The 17,088-nt window shown below is 63.7% G+C and carries 16 protein-coding genes; 10 read left to right on the forward strand and 6 right to left on the reverse strand.

The features are described 5' to 3' along the window. The first annotated feature begins 102 nt into the window (after positions 1-102). The 4 genes from MJ643_RS22660 to MJ643_RS22675 all read left to right on the forward strand — a co-directional run bounded on the left by MJ643_RS22660 (position 103) and on the right by MJ643_RS22675 (position 3,839). On the forward strand, positions 103-579 hold the full coding sequence (locus MJ643_RS22660; RefSeq protein WP_013973435.1) for a PaaI family thioesterase: 477 nt from the start codon (positions 103-105) through the stop codon (positions 577-579). Then, positions 576-1,058: a PaaI family thioesterase gene (locus MJ643_RS22665; RefSeq protein ID WP_013973434.1), complete on the forward strand. Its 483-nt coding sequence runs from the start codon at positions 576-578 to the stop codon at positions 1,056-1,058. Before MJ643_RS22660 ends, MJ643_RS22665 begins: the two co-directional genes overlap by 4 nt. 71 nt (positions 1,059-1,129) lie before the next feature. Continuing rightward, the gene (gene htpG / locus MJ643_RS22670; protein WP_023661535.1) at positions 1,130-3,034 is read left to right on the forward strand and encodes a molecular chaperone HtpG; all 1,905 of its coding nucleotides are present in this window, start codon (positions 1,130-1,132) and stop codon (positions 3,032-3,034) included. Positions 3,035-3,113: 79 nt separating this feature from the next. Continuing rightward, on the forward strand, positions 3,114-3,839 hold the full coding sequence (locus MJ643_RS22675; protein WP_013973432.1) for a dienelactone hydrolase family protein: 726 nt from the start codon (positions 3,114-3,116) through the stop codon (positions 3,837-3,839). A gap of 111 nt (positions 3,840-3,950) precedes the next feature. Here MJ643_RS22675 and MJ643_RS22680 read toward each other — a convergent pair whose 3' ends face one another. Beyond that, on the reverse strand, positions 3,951-4,814 hold the full coding sequence (locus MJ643_RS22680; protein WP_208209542.1) for a pirin family protein: 864 nt from the start codon (positions 4,812-4,814) through the stop codon (positions 3,951-3,953). A 117-nt stretch (positions 4,815-4,931) separates the two neighbouring features. Here MJ643_RS22680 and MJ643_RS22685 point away from each other — a divergent pair, with 117 nt between their 5' ends. Further along, entirely contained in the window at positions 4,932-5,933 is a 1,002-nt protein-coding gene (locus MJ643_RS22685; protein ID WP_208209543.1) for an amidohydrolase family protein, read from the forward strand. 176 nt (positions 5,934-6,109) lie between these two features. On the opposite strand, the gene fabB is transcribed toward MJ643_RS22685, so the two are convergent. From fabB to MJ643_RS22710, 5 genes are all read right to left on the reverse strand, one after another. Next, on the reverse strand, positions 6,110-7,330 hold the full coding sequence (gene fabB / locus MJ643_RS22690; protein WP_013973429.1) for a beta-ketoacyl-ACP synthase I: 1,221 nt from the start codon (positions 7,328-7,330) through the stop codon (positions 6,110-6,112). 11 nt (positions 7,331-7,341) lie between these two features. Continuing rightward, positions 7,342-7,857 (reverse strand): 3-hydroxyacyl-[acyl-carrier-protein] dehydratase FabA, encoded by a 516-nt coding sequence (gene fabA, locus MJ643_RS22695; protein ID WP_003251509.1) that lies wholly within the window; start codon positions 7,855-7,857, stop codon positions 7,342-7,344. Positions 7,858-8,064: 207 nt separating this feature from the next. Beyond that, the gene (locus MJ643_RS22700; protein ID WP_208209544.1) at positions 8,065-9,996 is read right to left on the reverse strand and encodes an ATP-binding protein; all 1,932 of its coding nucleotides are present in this window, start codon (positions 9,994-9,996) and stop codon (positions 8,065-8,067) included. Continuing rightward, the gene (locus MJ643_RS22705) at positions 9,993-10,883 is read right to left on the reverse strand and encodes an ABC transporter substrate-binding protein (protein WP_013973427.1); all 891 of its coding nucleotides are present in this window, start codon (positions 10,881-10,883) and stop codon (positions 9,993-9,995) included. The genes MJ643_RS22700 and MJ643_RS22705 overlap by 4 nt, the downstream gene beginning before the upstream one ends. Then, entirely contained in the window at positions 10,883-13,030 is a 2,148-nt protein-coding gene (locus MJ643_RS22710; RefSeq protein ID WP_013973426.1) for a TonB-dependent receptor, read from the reverse strand. Before MJ643_RS22710 ends, MJ643_RS22705 begins: the two co-directional genes overlap by 1 nt. Positions 13,031-13,251: 221 nt before the next feature. Between MJ643_RS22710 and MJ643_RS22715 the strand changes: the two genes are divergently transcribed. The 5 genes from MJ643_RS22715 (at position 13,252) to MJ643_RS22735 (ending at position 17,059) form a co-directional block, all read left to right on the forward strand. Next, positions 13,252-14,277, forward strand: coding sequence for an NAD(P)H-dependent glycerol-3-phosphate dehydrogenase (locus MJ643_RS22715; RefSeq protein WP_013973425.1), 1,026 nt, complete (start codon positions 13,252-13,254; stop codon positions 14,275-14,277). A gap of 36 nt (positions 14,278-14,313) precedes the next feature. Beyond that, complete coding sequence (locus MJ643_RS22720) at positions 14,314-14,661, forward strand: DUF4389 domain-containing protein (RefSeq protein WP_013973424.1); 348 nt, start codon at positions 14,314-14,316, stop codon at positions 14,659-14,661. Next, positions 14,658-15,116, forward strand: a complete 459-nt coding sequence (gene sixA / locus MJ643_RS22725; protein ID WP_013973423.1) for a phosphohistidine phosphatase SixA — start codon at positions 14,658-14,660, stop codon at positions 15,114-15,116. Before MJ643_RS22720 ends, sixA begins: the two co-directional genes overlap by 4 nt. A 303-nt stretch (positions 15,117-15,419) precedes the next feature. Then, a complete protein-coding gene (locus MJ643_RS22730; protein WP_247727001.1) occupies positions 15,420-16,208 on the forward strand; it encodes an alpha/beta hydrolase in 789 nt (262 codons plus the stop codon). After that, complete coding sequence (locus MJ643_RS22735) at positions 16,205-17,059, forward strand: alpha/beta hydrolase (RefSeq protein WP_013973421.1); 855 nt, start codon at positions 16,205-16,207, stop codon at positions 17,057-17,059. Before MJ643_RS22730 ends, MJ643_RS22735 begins: the two co-directional genes overlap by 4 nt. The last annotated feature ends 29 nt before the right edge of the window (positions 17,060-17,088 follow it).

The raw sequence follows: 17,088 nt of genomic DNA on the forward strand, positions 1-17,088 counted from the left end.
TGCGGAATAAGTTCCGCGAAGATTACACATATATAACGCCCCGTTCTATATAGACTTTTTAACGATTTTATGCCGATGCGGCAATGCGCAGGGAAACAGCCAATGAGCGATTCAACCTTGATGGCCATGGCCGAGCGCTTTCTCTCGGCCCTGAAACATTGTCAGTTGTTGCAAATGCGTGTGGCGCAAACCAATGCCGATGGCATGACCTTGGTGCTGCCATGGTCTGCGGCCATCGTCGGCAACCCGCAGACCGGCGCCGTGCATGGCGGCGCGCTGACCACGCTGATGGACACCACCTGCGGCATGGCCACGCTGTGCGTGCTGCCGCGCTTCGAGGTGTGCCCGACACTGGACCTGCGCATCGACTACATGCACCCGGCCGAGGCCGGCAAGGACATCTACGGCCATGCCCAATGCTACCGAGTCACCCGCGATGTGATCTTCACCCGTGGCACGGCCTATCAGGATGACCCCGCCCAGCCTATCTGCCAGGTGGTGGGCACGTTCATGCGCCTGGGCCAGGAAATCAAGGGTGGCCTCCGCTTCGGCAACAGCCTGAAGGAGGGCGGGGCATGATTCCGTACGAGGTTCGCCAACAGCTCAACGCTGCCCACGCGGTGGGAGACTATCGGCCCTTGCTGGCGCTGATCCCCTATGCCGGCCTGATCGGCATTGAATGCGAGCGTGAGGGCGATGACCTGCTGTTCCGCCTGCCGGCCAACCAGGACAACATCGGCAACCCGCTGCTGCCGGCCATCCATGGCGGGGTGATCGCGGGCTTCATGGAACTGTCGGCAGCGCTGTACCTGCTGATCTTCAGCGAGAGCGCAAGCATTCCGAAGATCATCGACTTTTCCATCGATTACCTGCGCGCCGGGCACTTTCGCGATACTTACGCCCAATGCCAGCTTTGGCGCCAGGGCCGACGGGTGACCAATGTGGCCATCACCGCCTGGCAGGGGGACAGGCAGTCGCCGATCGCCACGGCTCGGGCCCATTTCAAGATCGAACCGGAAAAGCCCTTGAAATCATCCGGGCAGCCCCCATCTGCATGACATCCGCCGCTAAACGCTGGCCAACCTGGCCGCCAGGCGTCAACTGCCATCAGATCGGAGTTTTGAAGACCATGAGTGTGGAGACTCAAAAAGAAACGCTGGGCTTCCAGACCGAGGTAAAGCAGCTGCTGCACCTCATGATCCATTCCCTGTATTCGAACAAGGAGATCTTCCTGCGTGAATTGATCTCCAACGCCTCCGACGCCGCCGACAAGCTGCGTTTCGAGGCCCTGGCCAAGCCAGAGCTGTTCGAAGGCGACGCCGACCTGAAGATTCGCCTGAGCTTCGACAAGGACGCCGGTACCGTGACCCTCGAGGACAACGGCATCGGCATGAGCCGCGAAGACGTCATCGCCCACCTGGGTACCATCGCCAAGTCCGGCACTGCCGACTTCATGAAGAACCTCACCGGTGACCAGAAGAAGGACTCGCACCTGATCGGTCAGTTCGGTGTGGGCTTCTACTCCGCGTTCATCGTTGCCGACAAGGTCGACGTGTACAGCCGCCGTGCCGGCCAGCCGGCCGCTGAAGGCGTGCACTGGTCGTCGAAGGGCGAAGGTGAGTTCGAAGTCGCCACCATCGACAAGCCACAGCGCGGCACCCGCATCGTCCTGCACCTGAAGAAGGGCGAGCAGGAGTTCGCCGATGGCTGGCGCCTGCGCAACGTGGTCAAGAAGTACTCCGACCACATCGCCATGCCGATCCAGCTGCTGAAAGAGCAAGCTACCGCCGAAGGCGAAGAGCAGCCGGCCGAAGAGTGGGAAACCGTCAACCGTGCCAGCGCCCTGTGGACCCGTCCGCGTACCGAAATCAAGGACGAGGAATACCAGGAGTTCTACAAGCACATCGGCCATGACTTCGAAAACCCGCTGGCCTGGAGCCACAACAAGGTAGAAGGCAAGCTCGAATACAACTCGCTGCTGTACGTGCCGGCCCGCGCGCCGTTCGACCTGTACCAGCGCGAAGCGCCACGCGGCCTGAAGCTGTACGTGCAGCGCGTGTTCATCATGGACCAGGCCGAATCGTTCCTGCCGCTGTACCTGCGCTTCATCAAGGGTGTGGTCGACTCCAACGACCTGTCGCTGAACGTGTCGCGTGAAATCCTGCAGAAAGACCCGATCATCGACTCGATGAAGACCGCGCTGACCAAGCGCGTGCTGGACATGCTGGAGAAGCTGGCGAAGAACGAGCCCGAGCAGTACAAGGGCTTCTGGAAGAACTTCGGTCAGGTGCTGAAGGAAGGCCCGGCCGAAGACTTCGCCAACAAGGAAAAGATCGCCGGCCTGCTGCGCTTCGCTTCCACCCAGGACGACAGCGGCGAGCAGAGCGTCGCCCTGGCGGACTACCTGGCTCGCGTCAAGGAAGGCCAGGACAAGATCTACTACCTCACCGGCGAGTCGTACGCGCAGGTCAAGAACAGCCCGCACCTGGAAGTCTTCCGCAAGAAAGGCATCGAAGTGCTGCTGCTGACCGACCGTATCGACGAGTGGCTGATGAGCTACCTGAACGAGTTCGACGGCAAGGCCTTTGTCGACGTCGCCCGTGGCGACCTGGACCTGGGCAAGCTGGACTCGGAAGAAGACAAGAAGGCCCAGGAAGAAGTCGCCAAGGACAAGGAAGGCCTGGTCGAGCGCCTGAAGGGCGCGCTGGGTGACAGCGTGGCCGAAGTGCGCGTGTCGCACCGCCTGACCGACTCGCCGGCGATCCTTGCCATCGGTGAACAGGACCTGGGTCTGCAGATGCGCCAGATCCTCGAAGCCAGCGGGCAGAAGGTGCCGGAGTCCAAGCCGATCTTCGAGTTCAACCCGACCCACCCGCTGATCGAGAAGCTGGACAACGAGCAGAGCGAAGACCGCTTCGCCGAGCTGTCGCACATCCTGTTCGATCAGGCGGCCCTGGCGGCCGGTGACAGCTTGAAGGACCCGGCGGCTTACGTTCGTCGCCTGAACAAGCTGCTGGTCGAACTGTCTGCTTGAGTTGATGCATAGGAAAGCCCGCTTCGGCGGGCTTTTTTCATGGCGAGCATATTGATGACGAGTGCCAAAGGAGTGCTTGATGAGCAAAGTAATCGTCGAATCGCTGGTCTATCACCTGTCCGGCAAGGCGTATGAAAGCCGCCTGGTATACGAGCCGGGCGCGCTGGGGCGGCCAGGTCTGGTGATGGCGCCGAACTGGATGGGTATCGGCGAAGGTGCCGAGCGCATCGCCAAGGAAGTGGCCGAGAAAGGTTATGTGGTGCTGATTGCCGACCTGTACGGACAATCGGTGCGTCCGTCCAACGCGGACGAGGCCGGCGCGGCGATGATGCCGTTGAAGAACGATCGTGGCGAGCTGCGCAAGCGCATGCAGGAAGCCCTGGCGCAACTGTTGGGGCAGTCGAAGGCGCTTCTGGAGCCGGGCAAGGTCGGCACGTTTGGTTTCTGCTTTGGTGGCTGCTGTGCACTGGAGCTGGCCCGTACCGGCGCCGATTTGCGTGCAGCGGTGTCGTTCCATGGCACGCTGGACACGCCGAATCCGGAAGATGCCAAGCGCATCAAGGGCTCGGTGCTGGTGCTGCACGGCGCTTCCGATCCACTGGTGCCGAAGGAGCAGTTGCCGGCGTTCGAGGAGGAGATGAACGCGGCCAAGGTTGACTGGCAATTGCTGAGCTATGGCGGCGCGGTGCACTCGTTTACCGACCCGAGCGCCAACGTGCCGGGCAAGATGCAGTATGACCGGCGTACCTCGGAGCGGGCGTTCCGGGCGATGCATAACCTGCTGACCGAAGTTTTCCAGCGCTGAGATTGCACGGGGCTGCTTTGCAGCCCATTCGCGGGTAAACCGCTCCCACAGGTACTGCGCTGTCTGTGGGAGCGGGTTTACCCGCGAATGGGTCGCAAAAACGCCCCCCTTTCACCTAGGCAACTCGATTCGCGAGGTTTCCCCTGGCACCACCGGCCAATCCCCCGCAGCCCACTTGGCCCGGGCCTGTTCGATCAGCTCCACATCACTGGCGACAAAGTTCCAGTTCATCCGCCGCGGCCCATCCAGTGGTGCGCCACCAATCAGCACCAGCTGGCACTCACCCTCCGCATACAGCGTCACCTCTTCACCCTCGGGCAGGACCACCAGGCTGCAGGGTTCCACATCCTCATCGTTCATCACCAGCTCACCATCAAGCAGGTACAGCGCCCGCTGCGAATGCTCGTTCGGCACCAGTAGCGTGGTTGCCGGTTGCATCTGTACATGCGCGTACAGGGTAGGGGAGAGCACTGGCACCGGCGATTCCAGGCAGAACCCGCTGCCAGCGATCATGCAGATGCGTACCCCCAGGCTGTCGCTGACCGGCAGGCTCGCCGCCGGGTGGTGGCTGTAGCTTGCCGGGCCTTGTTCATGCTCGCGTGGCGACGCCAGCCATACCTGCAGCCCGTGCAGGCGTGAGCCATGGGCCAGGGCATCTTCAGGCGTGCGCTCGACATGGGCCACGCCGCTGCCTGCGGTCATCCAGCTGACGTCGCCCGGCAGCACCCGCTGCGCCGAGCCGAGGCTGTCCTTGTGCAGGATTGCCCCTTCGAACAGGTAGGTAAGGGTCGACAGGCCGATATGCGGGTGCTGGCGGATGTCCATGCCATGCCCCGGGGCATAGTCGGTTTCGAGCATGTGGTCGAAAAACACGAACGGGCCGACGCTGCGACACTGGGCTGATGGCAGCGGGCGCAGGATCGGCTGGCCCTCGACCGATTCGGCACGTGGGCGGATGACCAGGGGGCTGCTCATGGGAAGGCTCCAGGCAAGGTGGAAATGCCCCAAGCATAGCGGTTTGCCCGCCCCGGCTGAACCGTCTCGCAGGCCGGCCGGTCTAGAGATCTGATACCCGGAAAAGGAAGCTTCATCATGATCGTGAGAGCGTTGGCCTGCGTGCTGTTATCCACCTGGCTGTGCCAAGCGGCGCAGGCACGCGACTACCGCTACAGTGATGCTCACCTGCACTACGTCGACTTCTTCCAGGAAAGCGAAGGCATGCCTGCGCTGATCAAGGCCATGGATGCCGCCGGTATCGAGCAGTCGATGATTTCCGGCGTGCCGGTGGCCAAGAAGTGGCATGAAGACGAGCCCAAGCGCCCACGCTATTACGCTGGGGATGACGCCGAAGCCTACTGGTACAGCGCCACCGATACCTACGTGGCTGCGGCGCTACAGCAACTGCCCGACGAGCAGCGCAAGCGCTTTCATCCGTTCCTGGCCGGCTTCAATCCGGTGGACAAGAACGCCGCCAGCCATATCGAGCGCATGCTCGATCTGCATCCGGGGCTGTGGCAGGGCATTGGCGAGGTGTTCACCCGCCACGATGACCTGACTGCTCTGACCAGCGGTGACACGCCGCGCGCCAACAACGAAGCCATGGCGCGTATCTACCACCTGGCGGCCGAGCGCGACCTGCCGGTGCTGCTGCATTCCAACATCACCTCCAAGCGCGAGCGTAACCCGCTGTACCTGGCGGAGATCGAACAGCCGCTGCGCAATCACCCGCACACGCGGTTCATCTGGGCGCACGCCGGCAGCAGCATGGAGATTCAGCGGCACCAGACGCAAATGGACTTTCTGCTGCCGGTGCTGACGCGGTTGCTGGAGGATTACCCGAACCTGTATGTCGATTTGTCGTGGAGCGTGCTGAAACCCTATCTGCTGGATGGCCAGGGGGTACCGCGCAAGGAGTGGCTGGCACTGGTCGAGAGGTTCCCGGAACGGTTCATGCTGGGTTCGGATGTGGTGGGGCGGTTTGGTAGCCTTGGGGAGCAGATGCACGGGTTCAGGCCGTTTCTGGATGCATTGCCGGAACAAGTTGCCAACAAGGTGGCCAGGGAGAATTTTCTGGATGTGTTGCCCAAGCAATAGTATTTCGCCTGTGCCGGCCCTTTCGCGGGTAAACCCGCTCCCACAGGGGCCGCGCTGCTGTTGAAACCGGTGCTGTACCTGTGGGAGCGGGCGCGCCCGCGAAGAGGCCGGTACAGGCAACACAAATGAAAACGCCCCGAACCAGTCGGGGCGTTTTCGTTTACCGCAGCAGCGTCTTACTTGCCTTCCCAGCGCTTGAGCACCAGGGTGGCGTTGGTGCCGCCGAAGCCGAAGCTGTTGCTCATGACCGTGTCGATCTTGGCGTTTTCTTCGGTCTTGCGCAGGATCGGCAGGTCGGCGACCTCCGGGTCCAGCTCGTCGATGTTGGCGGAGCCGGCGATGAAGTTGTTTTCCATCATCAGCAGGCAGTAGATCGCCTCGTGTACGCCGGCAGCGCCCAGCGAGTGGCCCGAAAGGCTCTTGGTTGAGCTGATTTTCGGTGCCTTGTCGCCGAACACGGCGCGAACGCCCTTGATCTCGGCAACGTCACCGACCGGGGTCGAGGTGCCGTGGGTGTTCAGGTAATCGATCGGAGTGTCGACGGTCGACAGCGCCTGCTGCATGCAGCGGATAGCACCTTCGCCGCTCGGGGCAACCATGTCGTAGCCGTCGGAAGTGGCGCCGTAGCCGACGATTTCCGCGTAGATCTTGGCGCCACGGGCCAGGGCGTGTTCCAGCTCCTCGACCACCACCATGCCGCCACCGCCAGCGATGACGAAGCCATCACGGTCGGCGTCGTAGGCGCGCGAGGCCTGTTCCGGGGTTTCGTTGCGCTTGGTCGACAGGGCGCCCATTGCATCGAACAGGAACGACTGGCTCCAGTGCTCTTCTTCACCGCCACCGGCGAAGACGATGTCCTGCTTGCCCCACTGGATCTGCTCCAGCGCGGTGCCGATGCAGTGTGCCGAAGTGGCGCAGGCCGAGGAGATCGAGTAGTTGATACCCTTGATCTTGAACGGGGTAGCCAGGCACGCCGAAACGGTGCTGCCCATGGTGCGGGTAACGCGGTATGGGCCGACGCGCTTGACGCCTTTCTCACGCAGGGTGTCCAGCGCTTCCATCTGGTTCAGGGTCGAGGCGCCGCCGGAGCCCGCCACCAGGCCGGTACGCGGGTTGGAAACCTGCTCTTCGGTCAGGCCGGCGTCCTTGATCGCATCCTGCATCGCCAGGTAGGCGTAGGCAGCAGCGTGGCCGACGAAGCGGTAGACCTTGCGGTCGATCAGTTCTTCGAGGTTGAGGTCGATGGACCCGGAAACCTGGCTACGCAGCCCCATTTCCTTGTATTCCGGGTTGTAACGGATACCCGGACGGCTGTTGCGCAGGTTTTCGGTGACGGTAGCTTTGTCATTGCCCAGGCACGATACGATGCCCAGACCAGTGATAACGACGCGGCGCATGCGAATAACCCTTAGAAATTGTCAGTGGAGGTGAACACGCCGACCCGCAGGCCTTCGGCAGTGTAGATCTCGCGGCCGTCGACGCTGACCGAGCCATCGGCGATGGCCATGTTCAGCTTGCCCTTCAGGACGCGCTTGATGTGAATGTTGTAAGTGACTTTCTTGGCTTCCGGCAGTACCTGGCCGAAGAACTTCACCTCGCCCGAACCCAGGGCGCGCCCGCGGCCTGGCAGGCCCTGCCAGCCGAGGAAGAAACCTACCAGCTGCCACATGGCATCGAGGCCCAGGCAGCCCGGCATTACCGGGTCGCCTTCGAAGTGGCAGGCGAAGAACCACAGGTCCGGATTGATATCCAGCTCGGCGACCAATTCACCTTTGCCGTACTTGCCGCCTTCTTCGCTGATATGGGTGATGCGATCGACCATCAGCATGTTCGGCGCGGGCAGTTGCGCATTACCTGGGCCGAACAGCTCACCGCGACTGCAGCGCAGCAGGTCTTCCCGAGTAAAGGCGTGTTGTTTGGTCATGCGAGCTCCTCAATAACCCCCTGCGGCAGGGGATGAATCTTCCCGGCCGGCCCGATACGCATCGCGTTCGGGGCGGCAGCCTACAGGTAGACTATTGCGTTGTGGTGAAAGTCACAGTGCACCCGGTGAAAGAAGTACAGGTGTGCACTGAAACGTCTATTTTCAGGTCCGATGAAGGTCCTGTCCAGTGTTTAAGACTGCCGCACTTTAGCATTTATCGCCAGTCGCGGTTGTCTGACCGGGTAGCCAGCGCTGCAGCACACGCTGCAGTTCGGTGCGGCGCAAGGGTTTGCTCAGGTAGTCGTCCATGCCGGCCGCCATGCAACGCTCGCGGTCGCCCTGCAAGGCGTTGGCGGTCAGGGCGATGATCGGTAGCCTGGCGCCGTTGGGCAGCTGCCGGATACGCCGGGTGGCTTCATAGCCGTCCAGGTGCGGCAGGCGGCAGTCCATCAGCACGGCGGCAAAACGCTGCCGGCTGACCCTTTCGACCGCCTCCAGGCCGTCCTCGGCCGTGCATACCGCCAGCCCCAGGCTACGCAGCATGGCTTCGATGACACTTTGGTTGACCGGATTGTCCTCTACCAGCAGCACCTGATCATTGTCGGCCACCGCCGCTGGCGCAGCGCTTGGCTGCGTCAGCGAGAGCGGGGCAGGGCTGGCCAGCGCCAGAGGCATCTCCAAGGTGAAGGTTGAGCCCAGGCCTTCACGGCTTTCGCCACGCAGCTTGCCGCCCATGCGTTCGGCCAGGGTGCGGGCGATCGACAGCCCCAGCCCGGTGCCGCCATAGCGGCGGGAAATCGAGCTGTCGGCCTGCTGGAAGGCGACAAACATCATTTCCAGGCGTTCGTTGTCGATGCCGATACCGGTGTCGCGCACACTGCAGGTCAGCCAGATCAGTTGGCGGTCCAGCACCTGCCAGCGCGCCTCGACCTGAACCTGGCCGCGTTCGGTGAATTTCAGCGCGTTGCCGACCAGGTTAAGCAGGATCTGGCGGATGCGCGTGGGATCGCCGTTCACCTGCAGCTGCTCGATACCCGCCGGCATTTGCAGGTGCAGGGCAAGGCCGCGCTGTTGGGCGCTGTGCTGGAACGACTGGACGCTGCTGGTGATCAGTTCGCCAAGGTTGAAGTCGATGTGTTCCAGTTGCAGCGCGGCGCGTTCGATGCGCGAGAAGTCGAGGATGTCGTTGATGACCTTGAGCAGGTGCCCGGTGGATTCGCTGGCCACCGCGGTGTACTCGGCCTGCTCGCTGTTCAACTGCGTGGTTTCCAGCAACTGCAGCATGCCCAGCACGCCATTCATCGGCGTGCGCAGCTCGTGGCTCATCATCGCGAGGAAATCCGATTTGGCGCGGTTGGCCTGTTCGGCCTCCTCGCGGGCCTGGATAAGCTCGGCGATCGCCTGCTTCTGTTCATTGCTGGCCTGCGCCAGGGCATGGGCCAGGTTATTGATGTGGCGTGCCAGATGGCCCAGTTCGCTGTCATCGACCACCGGCAACAGGGTGTGGTACTCGCCCTGCTGGATGGCCTTGACCGCATGGCCCATGTCGCTGATCGGCTTGGCCAGGCTCAGGGCCAGGCGGCGCGCCAGCAGGAAGGTGAACAGCAGGGCGAACAGCGCGAGGATGCCGGCCTTGATCACGATTTCCTGCTGGCGCTGGCTGAAGGCGTCATCGGACATGCCGACGATGACCCGGCCCAGGTAATCGTCGCCGATGGCCGGGGTGGTGGCTTTGCCCTGTTGCAGGAAGTCGCTGTCCAGGCGGATCTGCTGCAGGCGGATGGGCGCCTGGAACACTTCGACGCGCTGCGCGCGGTTGGCACTTTCGTCGGACTGCTCCACATAGACCAGTATGTGGTTGCGGCTGTCCTGCACCTCGAGGAAGCGCACGTGGGGGATGCTGAGCGTGGCGCGCATCAGGCCCTCGAGCACTTCGTTGTTGCCCGAGATCACCCCGTATTCCGAGGCTGGCGCCAGCTGGTTGGCGATCAGTTGCCCAGTGTGGTTCAGTTCCTGGCGCAGGTCCTGGATACGCACGAAGGTGAAGAAGCTGATCAGCAGCAAGGTCAACAGCAGGGCAGGGCCGAGGCTGATGATCTGGGTGCGGGTGTGGATGTCCCAGCTCAGGCGCTTGCTCATGGGGTGGGTTCTCCTTCGGCCAGGGCCTTGGCGGCGGCGTTCGGATCGATCGGTTCAAGGCCCAGGGCGCGCGCCACCTGCTGGTTGCCGCTGACGCCGAAGCGTACCGGGTACAGGCTGCGTGGCCAGCGTGCCGGTGGCTGGTCGAGCAACTGGTCGAGCACCGCCAGCCAATCGTCCTGGTCGCTGAAAGTGCTGGCCAGGGCGCCGGCGCGGACGAACCCGGCGTTCGGGCCGATCAGCGCCATCTGCCGGCCATAGCTGCTCAACAGCAGGTTTTTCGCAGTCTTGGAGTTGTACAGGTCGGCATCGTCCAGGCCCAGCAGCACGTCACTGTTGGCCAACAAGTGTTGCAAAGGGCGGCTGTCGCGCGGGTCGGGCCAGTCCTGGGCAATGATCTCCAGGTCCAGCGCGCGGGCGGCGTGGCGCAGCTCTTCGAGCAGAAAGCTGCTGTGCTCACCGTACAGCACACCAATGCGCTGGGCCTGCGGCAGCAGGTAGCGCGCCAGGCGCAACTGCCGGCCCAGCGGCGGATCGCTCCACAGCAGCGTGAGGAACGCGGGCCGCGACTTTCCCAGGCGCTGTTCAGCCTGTACCCGGCTGACCCTCATGGCCAGGGCCGGCGGGCCGGCAGTTTCCGCGAGGCGCCATTCCAGTGCGGCGTTGTCCAGCAGGATCAGGCGCTGGTCAGCCTTGAGCTTGCCCGGACGTGGCAGGTCGTCGGTGGTCTGGAAATGTACATGGTCGTGCGGCCGGCGGCTTTCCAGCGCGGCGACGAAACTGCGAATGCCAGGCTGGTCTTCCGCGCCTACCAACAGGATTTCGCTGGCGAACAGCGGCCCCATCGGCCACAGGCACAACAGCAACAGGCGCAGCAGCAGGGCCATCAGAACTCCAGCTCCGCGCTGACGCTCAGGCGGTGGCGGCTGTCGTAGCGGTTCTGGATTGCGGTGGTCGGCTCATCGTCCAGGCGCTGTTGCCACAGCGCCGCCAGCTCCAGGTTGCTGCCATGCACCCGGAAACGCTTGGCCAGGCGCAGGTCCAGGCGCTCGTAGCGGTACTGGTTGAGCGCATCGTCGCCGTAATAGAACAGCGCGCTCGACCAACCGGCACCCCACTCGCGCATCCATCCGGCCGAGCCGCTGTTGCGCGCGCTGAGGCGGCGGTCGGCGGGGTTGCTGGCCCATGCATCCACGTAGGCGTAGGTCACCCGCAGGCGGTCGCGCAGGGTCGGGCGCCAGTCCAGTTGCGCCTCGCTGCCGCTGAAACGGGCCTTGTTGGCATTGCTGGCGATGTATTGGTTGTTCTTCAGGGGCTCGCTGATCATGCCGGTGATCTCGTCATAGAACAGCTTCACATCCATGTTCAGGTCGATGTCGCTGAAGTAGCCGTTGTAGCCGAGTTCGCGCGAGCGCATGCGTTCCTGGTCGAGGTCGCCCGGGCCGCGGGTCTTGACGAAGTATTCGCCGTTTTGCAGGCCAAAGGCGTTGGGGGTCAGGTTCTTGACCGTGTAGCTCCAGTTGACGTTGTTCTCGAACATGTCTGGCGAGCGCACTGCCTCGGAATACACTGCACGCAGGCCATGGCGCGGGGTGATCAGGTAGTTGACCGCCACGCGTGGGGTCAGCGAGCTGCCGGACAGGCGCGAGTCCTCGAACATGGCACCACCCTGCAGGATCCAGTGTTCGTCGGCGCGCCACTCCAGTTGGCCGAACAGGCGCCAGGTCTGGTCGTCGATGCTGCCATTGAAGTAGGTCTGCGAGTCGGCACGATCATAGCGGTAGTTCATGCCGCTGAGCAGGCGCAGGCTGTCGGTCAGGCTCAGGGTGTCCTGGATTTCCAGGTCATAGCGGGTTTCGCGGGTGCTCTGGTCGACGTCGCCGCAAACCTGCTGCTTGCCACCGTTCGCCCATTGCTGCTGGACCTTCTCCAGAAGCCCTCTCATGACGGGATCGTTGGTCGAAAGTGGTGCGCCGGTAGCAATGCCGCGCGCCACTTTTTCGGCGAAATCGGGGTTCATTTGCCAGAGCTGGGTCAATTCCGGGCTGAACGACTGCAAAGCGTCACAGGCACGCCACACCTGCTGACGGTCGAAATGTTGGGCAGAGCCTTGGATATACAGGCTGTGCTCAGAACTGAAGTCCTTTGTCCAGCGCAATGAGCCGGCGTAGTCCTTGGCACTGACGTCAGCGTTGTTACCGGCTTCGTATTTGGCGAACACCGGCTGGTAGGTATAAGGCCGCTGGTTGCTGCCTTCCTTCGCAGCAAGTTGCCATTCCAGGGTCTGGTCGTGTGCCAGGCTGTGGCTGGCGTTGATATTGAAGCGGGTCAATCGGCGGCTGTCGCGGTAATCCTGGCCGAACTGGTTCTCGTCGAAGCCATCGTCCTGCTGGCCTGACAGCGACAGGCGCATGTCGCCGCCATCCCAGCCGAAGCCGTGGCTGGCGTAGAAATCGTTGATACCATCCTGGCCGCGAGTCATTTTCATCCGCGTGCCATGGCTGTCGGCCGGGTTGCGGGTAAGGATGTTGACCACTGCCATCAGCGCGTTGGCGCCATAACTGACCGTGTTGGGGCCGCGGAACACCTCGATGCGCTCGATATCCTCCATGGCCAGGGGGATGTCGCTCCAGTCCACCGTGGCCAGGCCGGCGCGGTACACCGAACGGCCATCGATCAGCACCTGCATGCGCCGGGCATCGTTGACGTTGCTGCCGTGGTAGTTGACCGTGGGTTGGTTGCCGGCGTTGTAGCCCACCATCATGCCCGGCACCAGGCGTAGCAGCTCGGGGATGTCGCGGGCACCGCTGGCGCGAATCAGCTCGCTGTCGAGCACGGTCATGCTGCCCGGGACTGCGGCGGGGGATTGTTTCAGGCGCGTTGCAGTCAGAACCTGCGGCAGGTCCGTGTTGTCGATGAACAGGTCATCGGCCACGGCCGGGCCGCCGAGCAGGGCAGTCAGTATGAGCAGGCGCGGGTACGAGGGCGTGCCAGGGAACACAAAGCGGCCTTGTATCAGGATTGAAACAGGCATGGTAACTGACCGTGGCGTATTTGCCAGTGATCTGCATTACCCGTGATGGCCCTTTCGCGGGTAAACCCGCTCCCACACGGAACGCACCGCTGCTGAAGGCTTCGTTGTACCTGTGGGAGCGGGTTTACCCGCGAAGAGGCCAGTACTGACACTGGTTCTGTAGCAGGCGAGCCGTATAATGGCTGGGTCGCCACTTAACTTTTGGCTTTAACGGATTGGATATGACTGAACAGCAACCTGTTGCAGTTCTGGGAGGCGGCAGCTTCGGCACCGCCGTGGCGAACCTGCTGGCAGAAAACGGTGTGCCGGTGCGCCAATGGATGCGCGACCCGGAACAGGCTGAGGCCATGCGCGTCAATCGCGAGAATCCGCGCTACCTCAAGGGCATCCGCCTGCACGACGGCGTCGAGCCGGTCAGCGACCTGCTCGCCACACTGCAGGCCAGCGAGCTGATTTTCGTCGCCCTGCCATCGAGCGCCTTGCGTAGCGTGCTGGCTCCGCATGCCGAGTTGCTGCGCGGCAAGGGCCTGGTCAGCCTGACCAAGGGCATCGAAGCGCAAAGCTTCAAGCTGATGAGCCAGATCCTCGAGGAAATCGCCCCCGAGGCGCGTATCGGCGTGCTGTCCGGCCCCAACCTGGCCCGTGAAATCGCCGAACATGCGCTGACCGCCACGGTGGTCGCCAGCGAGGACGAAAAACTGTGCCAGCAGGTGCAGGCCGTGCTGCACGGGCGTACCTTCCGCGTCTACGCCAGTGCCGACCGCTTTGGTGTCGAGCTGGGCGGGGCGCTGAAGAACGTCTACGCCATCATCGCTGGCATGGCGGTGGCCCTGGGCATGGGCGAGAACACCAAGAGCATGCTGATTACCCGCGCCCTGGCCGAGATGACCCGGTTCGCCGTCAGTCAGGGTGCCAACCCCATGACTTTCCTCGGCCTGGCCGGTGTCGGTGACCTGATCGTCACCTGCTCCTCGCCAAAGAGCCGCAACTATCAGGTCGGCCACGCGCTGGGCCAGGGCCTGAGCCTGGAGCAGGCGGTCAGCCGCCTGGGCGAAGTGGCCGAAGGCGTCAACACCCTCAAGGTGCTCAAGGCCAAGGCGCAGGAAGTGCAGGTGTACATGCCGCTGGTGGCTGGCCTGCATGCCATCCTGTTCGAAGGCCGCACGCTGAACCAGGTGATCGAGCACCTGATGCGTGCCGAGCCGAAGACCGATGTCGATTTCATTTCCATCAGCGGTTTCAACTGAGCCTCGAGCGGCTCTGACAACAGCAAGGAGCAACACATGAACGATACGCCCGAACGCGCCCAGCGCGAGTCGATCATCCTGCGGGCCCTGTGGATGCTGGTGTTCCTGGTGGTCTGGCAGCTGGCCGAGCTGTTGCTCGGTGGCCTGGTGCTGGTACAACTGATCTACCGCCTGGTGTACGGCGCCCCCAGCGCCAGCCTGATGAACTTCGGCGACAGCCTGAGCCAGTACCTGGCGCAGATCGGCCGCTTCGGCAGCTTCCACAGCGACCAGAAGCCCTGGCCGTTCGCCGACTGGCCGGCACCGCGTGCCCCGGAAGGCGAGGCGCCGCATGCGGTGGCCCCGGCCCCGCACCCGGTGCGTGACGAGGAGCCCAAGCTGTGAAGCTGTGGGTTCTGCGCCACGGCGAAGCGGAGCCGCGGGCCAACAGCGATGCCGAGCGCCGGCTGACCGCCCATGGTCGCGAACAGGTGCTGCATAGCGCCGCCCGCCTGCTGGGCCAGCCGCTGCAGGCGATCATCGCCAGCCCTTACGTACGCGCCCAGCAAACGGCTGCCCTGGTGCATGACACCCTGGGCTTTGCCGAACCGGTGCGCACCGTGCCCTGGCTGACGCCTGACAGTGATGTGCAGCAGGTTATCGGCGAAATCGAGCGCCTGGGCCTGGAGCATGTGCTGCTGGTCAGCCACCAGCCGCTGGTGGGTACCTTGGTAGGGGTGTTGCAGCATGGCCACCAGCAGCAACCGGCCGGCATGAGCACTGCAAGCCTGGCGGAGCTGGAAGGGGACTGGCCGCTGGCTGGGTTGATGACCCTTCGGGCGATCAACTCGCCGGCCTGAAACCCCGGGGCCGCTGCGCGGACAGGTACCGCCCCCGCCTTGAGCTGTGGGAGCGGCTTCAGCCGCGAACACCGGCGCAGCCGGTGCCATGCACCGTGTTGGATTCTTCGCGGCTAAAGCCGCTCCCACAGTGTTTGCGGATTGCTTGCGAACTCAGTTATCTACGCGACAGCGCAGCCCAAAGGGCTGGGCGATCTCCCGCAAGCCTGACCTGATAGCCCTCGCCGATGACCTTTCCGGACGTTGCCGAACTGCACCGCGATACCGACAATGGGCCATCATTCCCCATCCGGACCCGGCGCCATGTCGCAGCAGATCTTCTTCGCCCATGCCAACGGTTTCCCCTCGGCCACCTACGGCAAGCTGTTCGCCGCCCTGGCACCGGACTACCAAGTGCAGCACCTGGCCCAGCACGGCCACGATCCGCGCTTTCCGGTGGACGACAACTGGCAGAGCCTGGTCGATGAACTGCTGCACCACCTGGCCCGGCAGGGCCAGCCGGTATGGGGCGTCGGCCATTCGCTGGGCGGGGTGTTGCACCTGCACGCAGCCTTGCGCTGCCCCGAGTATTACCGCGGCGTGGTCATGCTCGACTCTCCGGTGCTCACCCGCGCCGACCAGTGGCTGCTGCGCACCGCCAAGCGCTTCGGCTTCATTGACCGTATCACCCCGGCTGGCCGCACCCTGGGGCGCCGCGAAACCTTCAATGACCGCGACAGTGCCCGGGACTATTTCGCCGGCAAGTCACTGTTCCGCCATTTCGACCCCGACTGCTTCGATGCCTACATAGAGCACGGCCTGCAGGCGATGGAGCAGGGGCTGCAGTTGCGCTTCGACCCGGCCACGGAACTCAGCATCTACCGCAGCATCCCGCATACCAGCCCTGCGCCCGCGCGGCAGTTGCAGGTGCCGCTGGCCATGGTCCGCGGCGAGCGCAGCAACGTCATTCGCCGCCACCACACGCTGGCCGTGCGTGGCATGCCCAGGGGCGAATACCACAGCGTGCCGGGTGGGCACATGTTCCCGCTTGAGCGACCAACCGACACCGCCAGCCTGATCAAGGGCCTGTTCGACCGCTGGAGCCAGGCATGAGCGCGCAGGTCGAGGAGATCCGCCTGAGCCTGGGTCATATCGAACTGGCGGCGCACCTGTTCGGCCCCGAGGATGGGCTGCCGGTAATCGCCCTGCATGGCTGGCTGGACAACGCCAACAGCTTCGCCCGCCTGGCGCCGCAGCTGAAAGGCCTGCGCATCGTCGCCCTGGACCTGGCCGGGCATGGTTACTCCGAGCACCGGCCGCTCGGCGCCGGCTATGCCCTGGCCGACTACGCCCATGACGTGCTGCGGGTGGCCGAGCAGCTGGGTTGGCAACGTTTCGCCCTGCTGGGCCATTCGCTGGGGGCAATCATTTCGGTGCAGCTGGCTGGCGCGTTGCCGGAGCGGGTCAGCCATCTGGCCCTGATCGACGGGGTCATTCCGCCGACCGGCGCCGAGCAGGACGCCGGGGAGCGGCTGGGCATGGCACTGCTGGCCCAGTTGCGCCTGGATGGCAAGCGCAAGTCGGTATACACCACACTGGAGCAGGGCGTGCAGGCACGCATGAAAGGCATGGTCGCGGTCAGCCGTGAGGCGGCCGAGCTGCTGGCCCAGCGCGGCCTGATGCCGGTGCCCGGCGGTTACAGCTGGCGCAGCGACAGCCGCCTGACCCTGCCTTCGCCAGTGCGCCTGAGCGAGGCCCAGGCCATGGCCTATGTGCACCGGGTGAGTTGCCCGACGCGCCTGGTCGTGGCCGCCGACGGCATGCTGGCGCGCCACACCGGGTTGCTGGAGCAGCTACCCTTTGAGCAGGTGACGCTGCCCGGTGGCCATCACCTGCACCTGAACGATGAGCAGGGCGCGGCCCTTGTCGCAGACTGTTTCAATCGCTTCTTTGGCTTTGCTTGACTTGCATCGGACAAGTGTCGAGGCTTGGC

It is taken from the genome of Pseudomonas sp. PNPG3, from assembly GCF_023093815.1.
Taxonomy (GTDB): domain Bacteria; phylum Pseudomonadota; class Gammaproteobacteria; order Pseudomonadales; family Pseudomonadaceae; genus Aquipseudomonas; species Aquipseudomonas asiatica.

Bases quoted from the DNA above. Each gene is read 5' to 3' on its own strand.
- MJ643_RS22710 (WP_013973426.1), bottom strand. From the start codon at position 13,030: ATGCCTGTTTCAATCCTGATACAAGGCCGCTTTGTGTTCCCTGGCACG.
- MJ643_RS22675 (WP_013973432.1), top strand. From the start codon at position 3,114: ATGAGCAAAGTAATCGTCGAATCGCTGGTCTATCACCTGTCCGGCAAG.
- MJ643_RS22680 (WP_208209542.1), bottom strand. From the start codon at position 4,814: ATGAGCAGCCCCCTGGTCATCCGCCCACGTGCCGAATCGGTCGAGGGC.
- fabB (WP_013973429.1), bottom strand. From the start codon at position 7,330: ATGCGCCGCGTCGTTATCACTGGTCTGGGCATCGTATCGTGCCTGGGC.
- MJ643_RS22735 (WP_013973421.1), top strand. From the start codon at position 16,205: ATGAGCGCGCAGGTCGAGGAGATCCGCCTGAGCCTGGGTCATATCGAA.
- MJ643_RS22715 (WP_013973425.1), top strand. From the start codon at position 13,252: ATGACTGAACAGCAACCTGTTGCAGTTCTGGGAGGCGGCAGCTTCGGC.
- MJ643_RS22705 (WP_013973427.1), bottom strand. From the start codon at position 10,883: ATGGCCCTGCTGCTGCGCCTGTTGCTGTTGTGCCTGTGGCCGATGGGG.
- MJ643_RS22685 (WP_208209543.1), top strand. From the start codon at position 4,932: ATGATCGTGAGAGCGTTGGCCTGCGTGCTGTTATCCACCTGGCTGTGC.
- MJ643_RS22730 (WP_247727001.1), top strand. From the start codon at position 15,420: ATGTCGCAGCAGATCTTCTTCGCCCATGCCAACGGTTTCCCCTCGGCC.
- fabA (WP_003251509.1), bottom strand. From the start codon at position 7,857: ATGACCAAACAACACGCCTTTACTCGGGAAGACCTGCTGCGCTGCAGT.
- MJ643_RS22700 (WP_208209544.1), bottom strand. From the start codon at position 9,996: ATGAGCAAGCGCCTGAGCTGGGACATCCACACCCGCACCCAGATCATC.
- MJ643_RS22665 (WP_013973434.1), top strand. From the start codon at position 576: ATGATTCCGTACGAGGTTCGCCAACAGCTCAACGCTGCCCACGCGGTG.
- MJ643_RS22720 (WP_013973424.1), top strand. From the start codon at position 14,314: ATGAACGATACGCCCGAACGCGCCCAGCGCGAGTCGATCATCCTGCGG.
- htpG (WP_023661535.1), top strand. From the start codon at position 1,130: ATGAGTGTGGAGACTCAAAAAGAAACGCTGGGCTTCCAGACCGAGGTA.
- MJ643_RS22660 (WP_013973435.1), top strand. From the start codon at position 103: ATGAGCGATTCAACCTTGATGGCCATGGCCGAGCGCTTTCTCTCGGCC.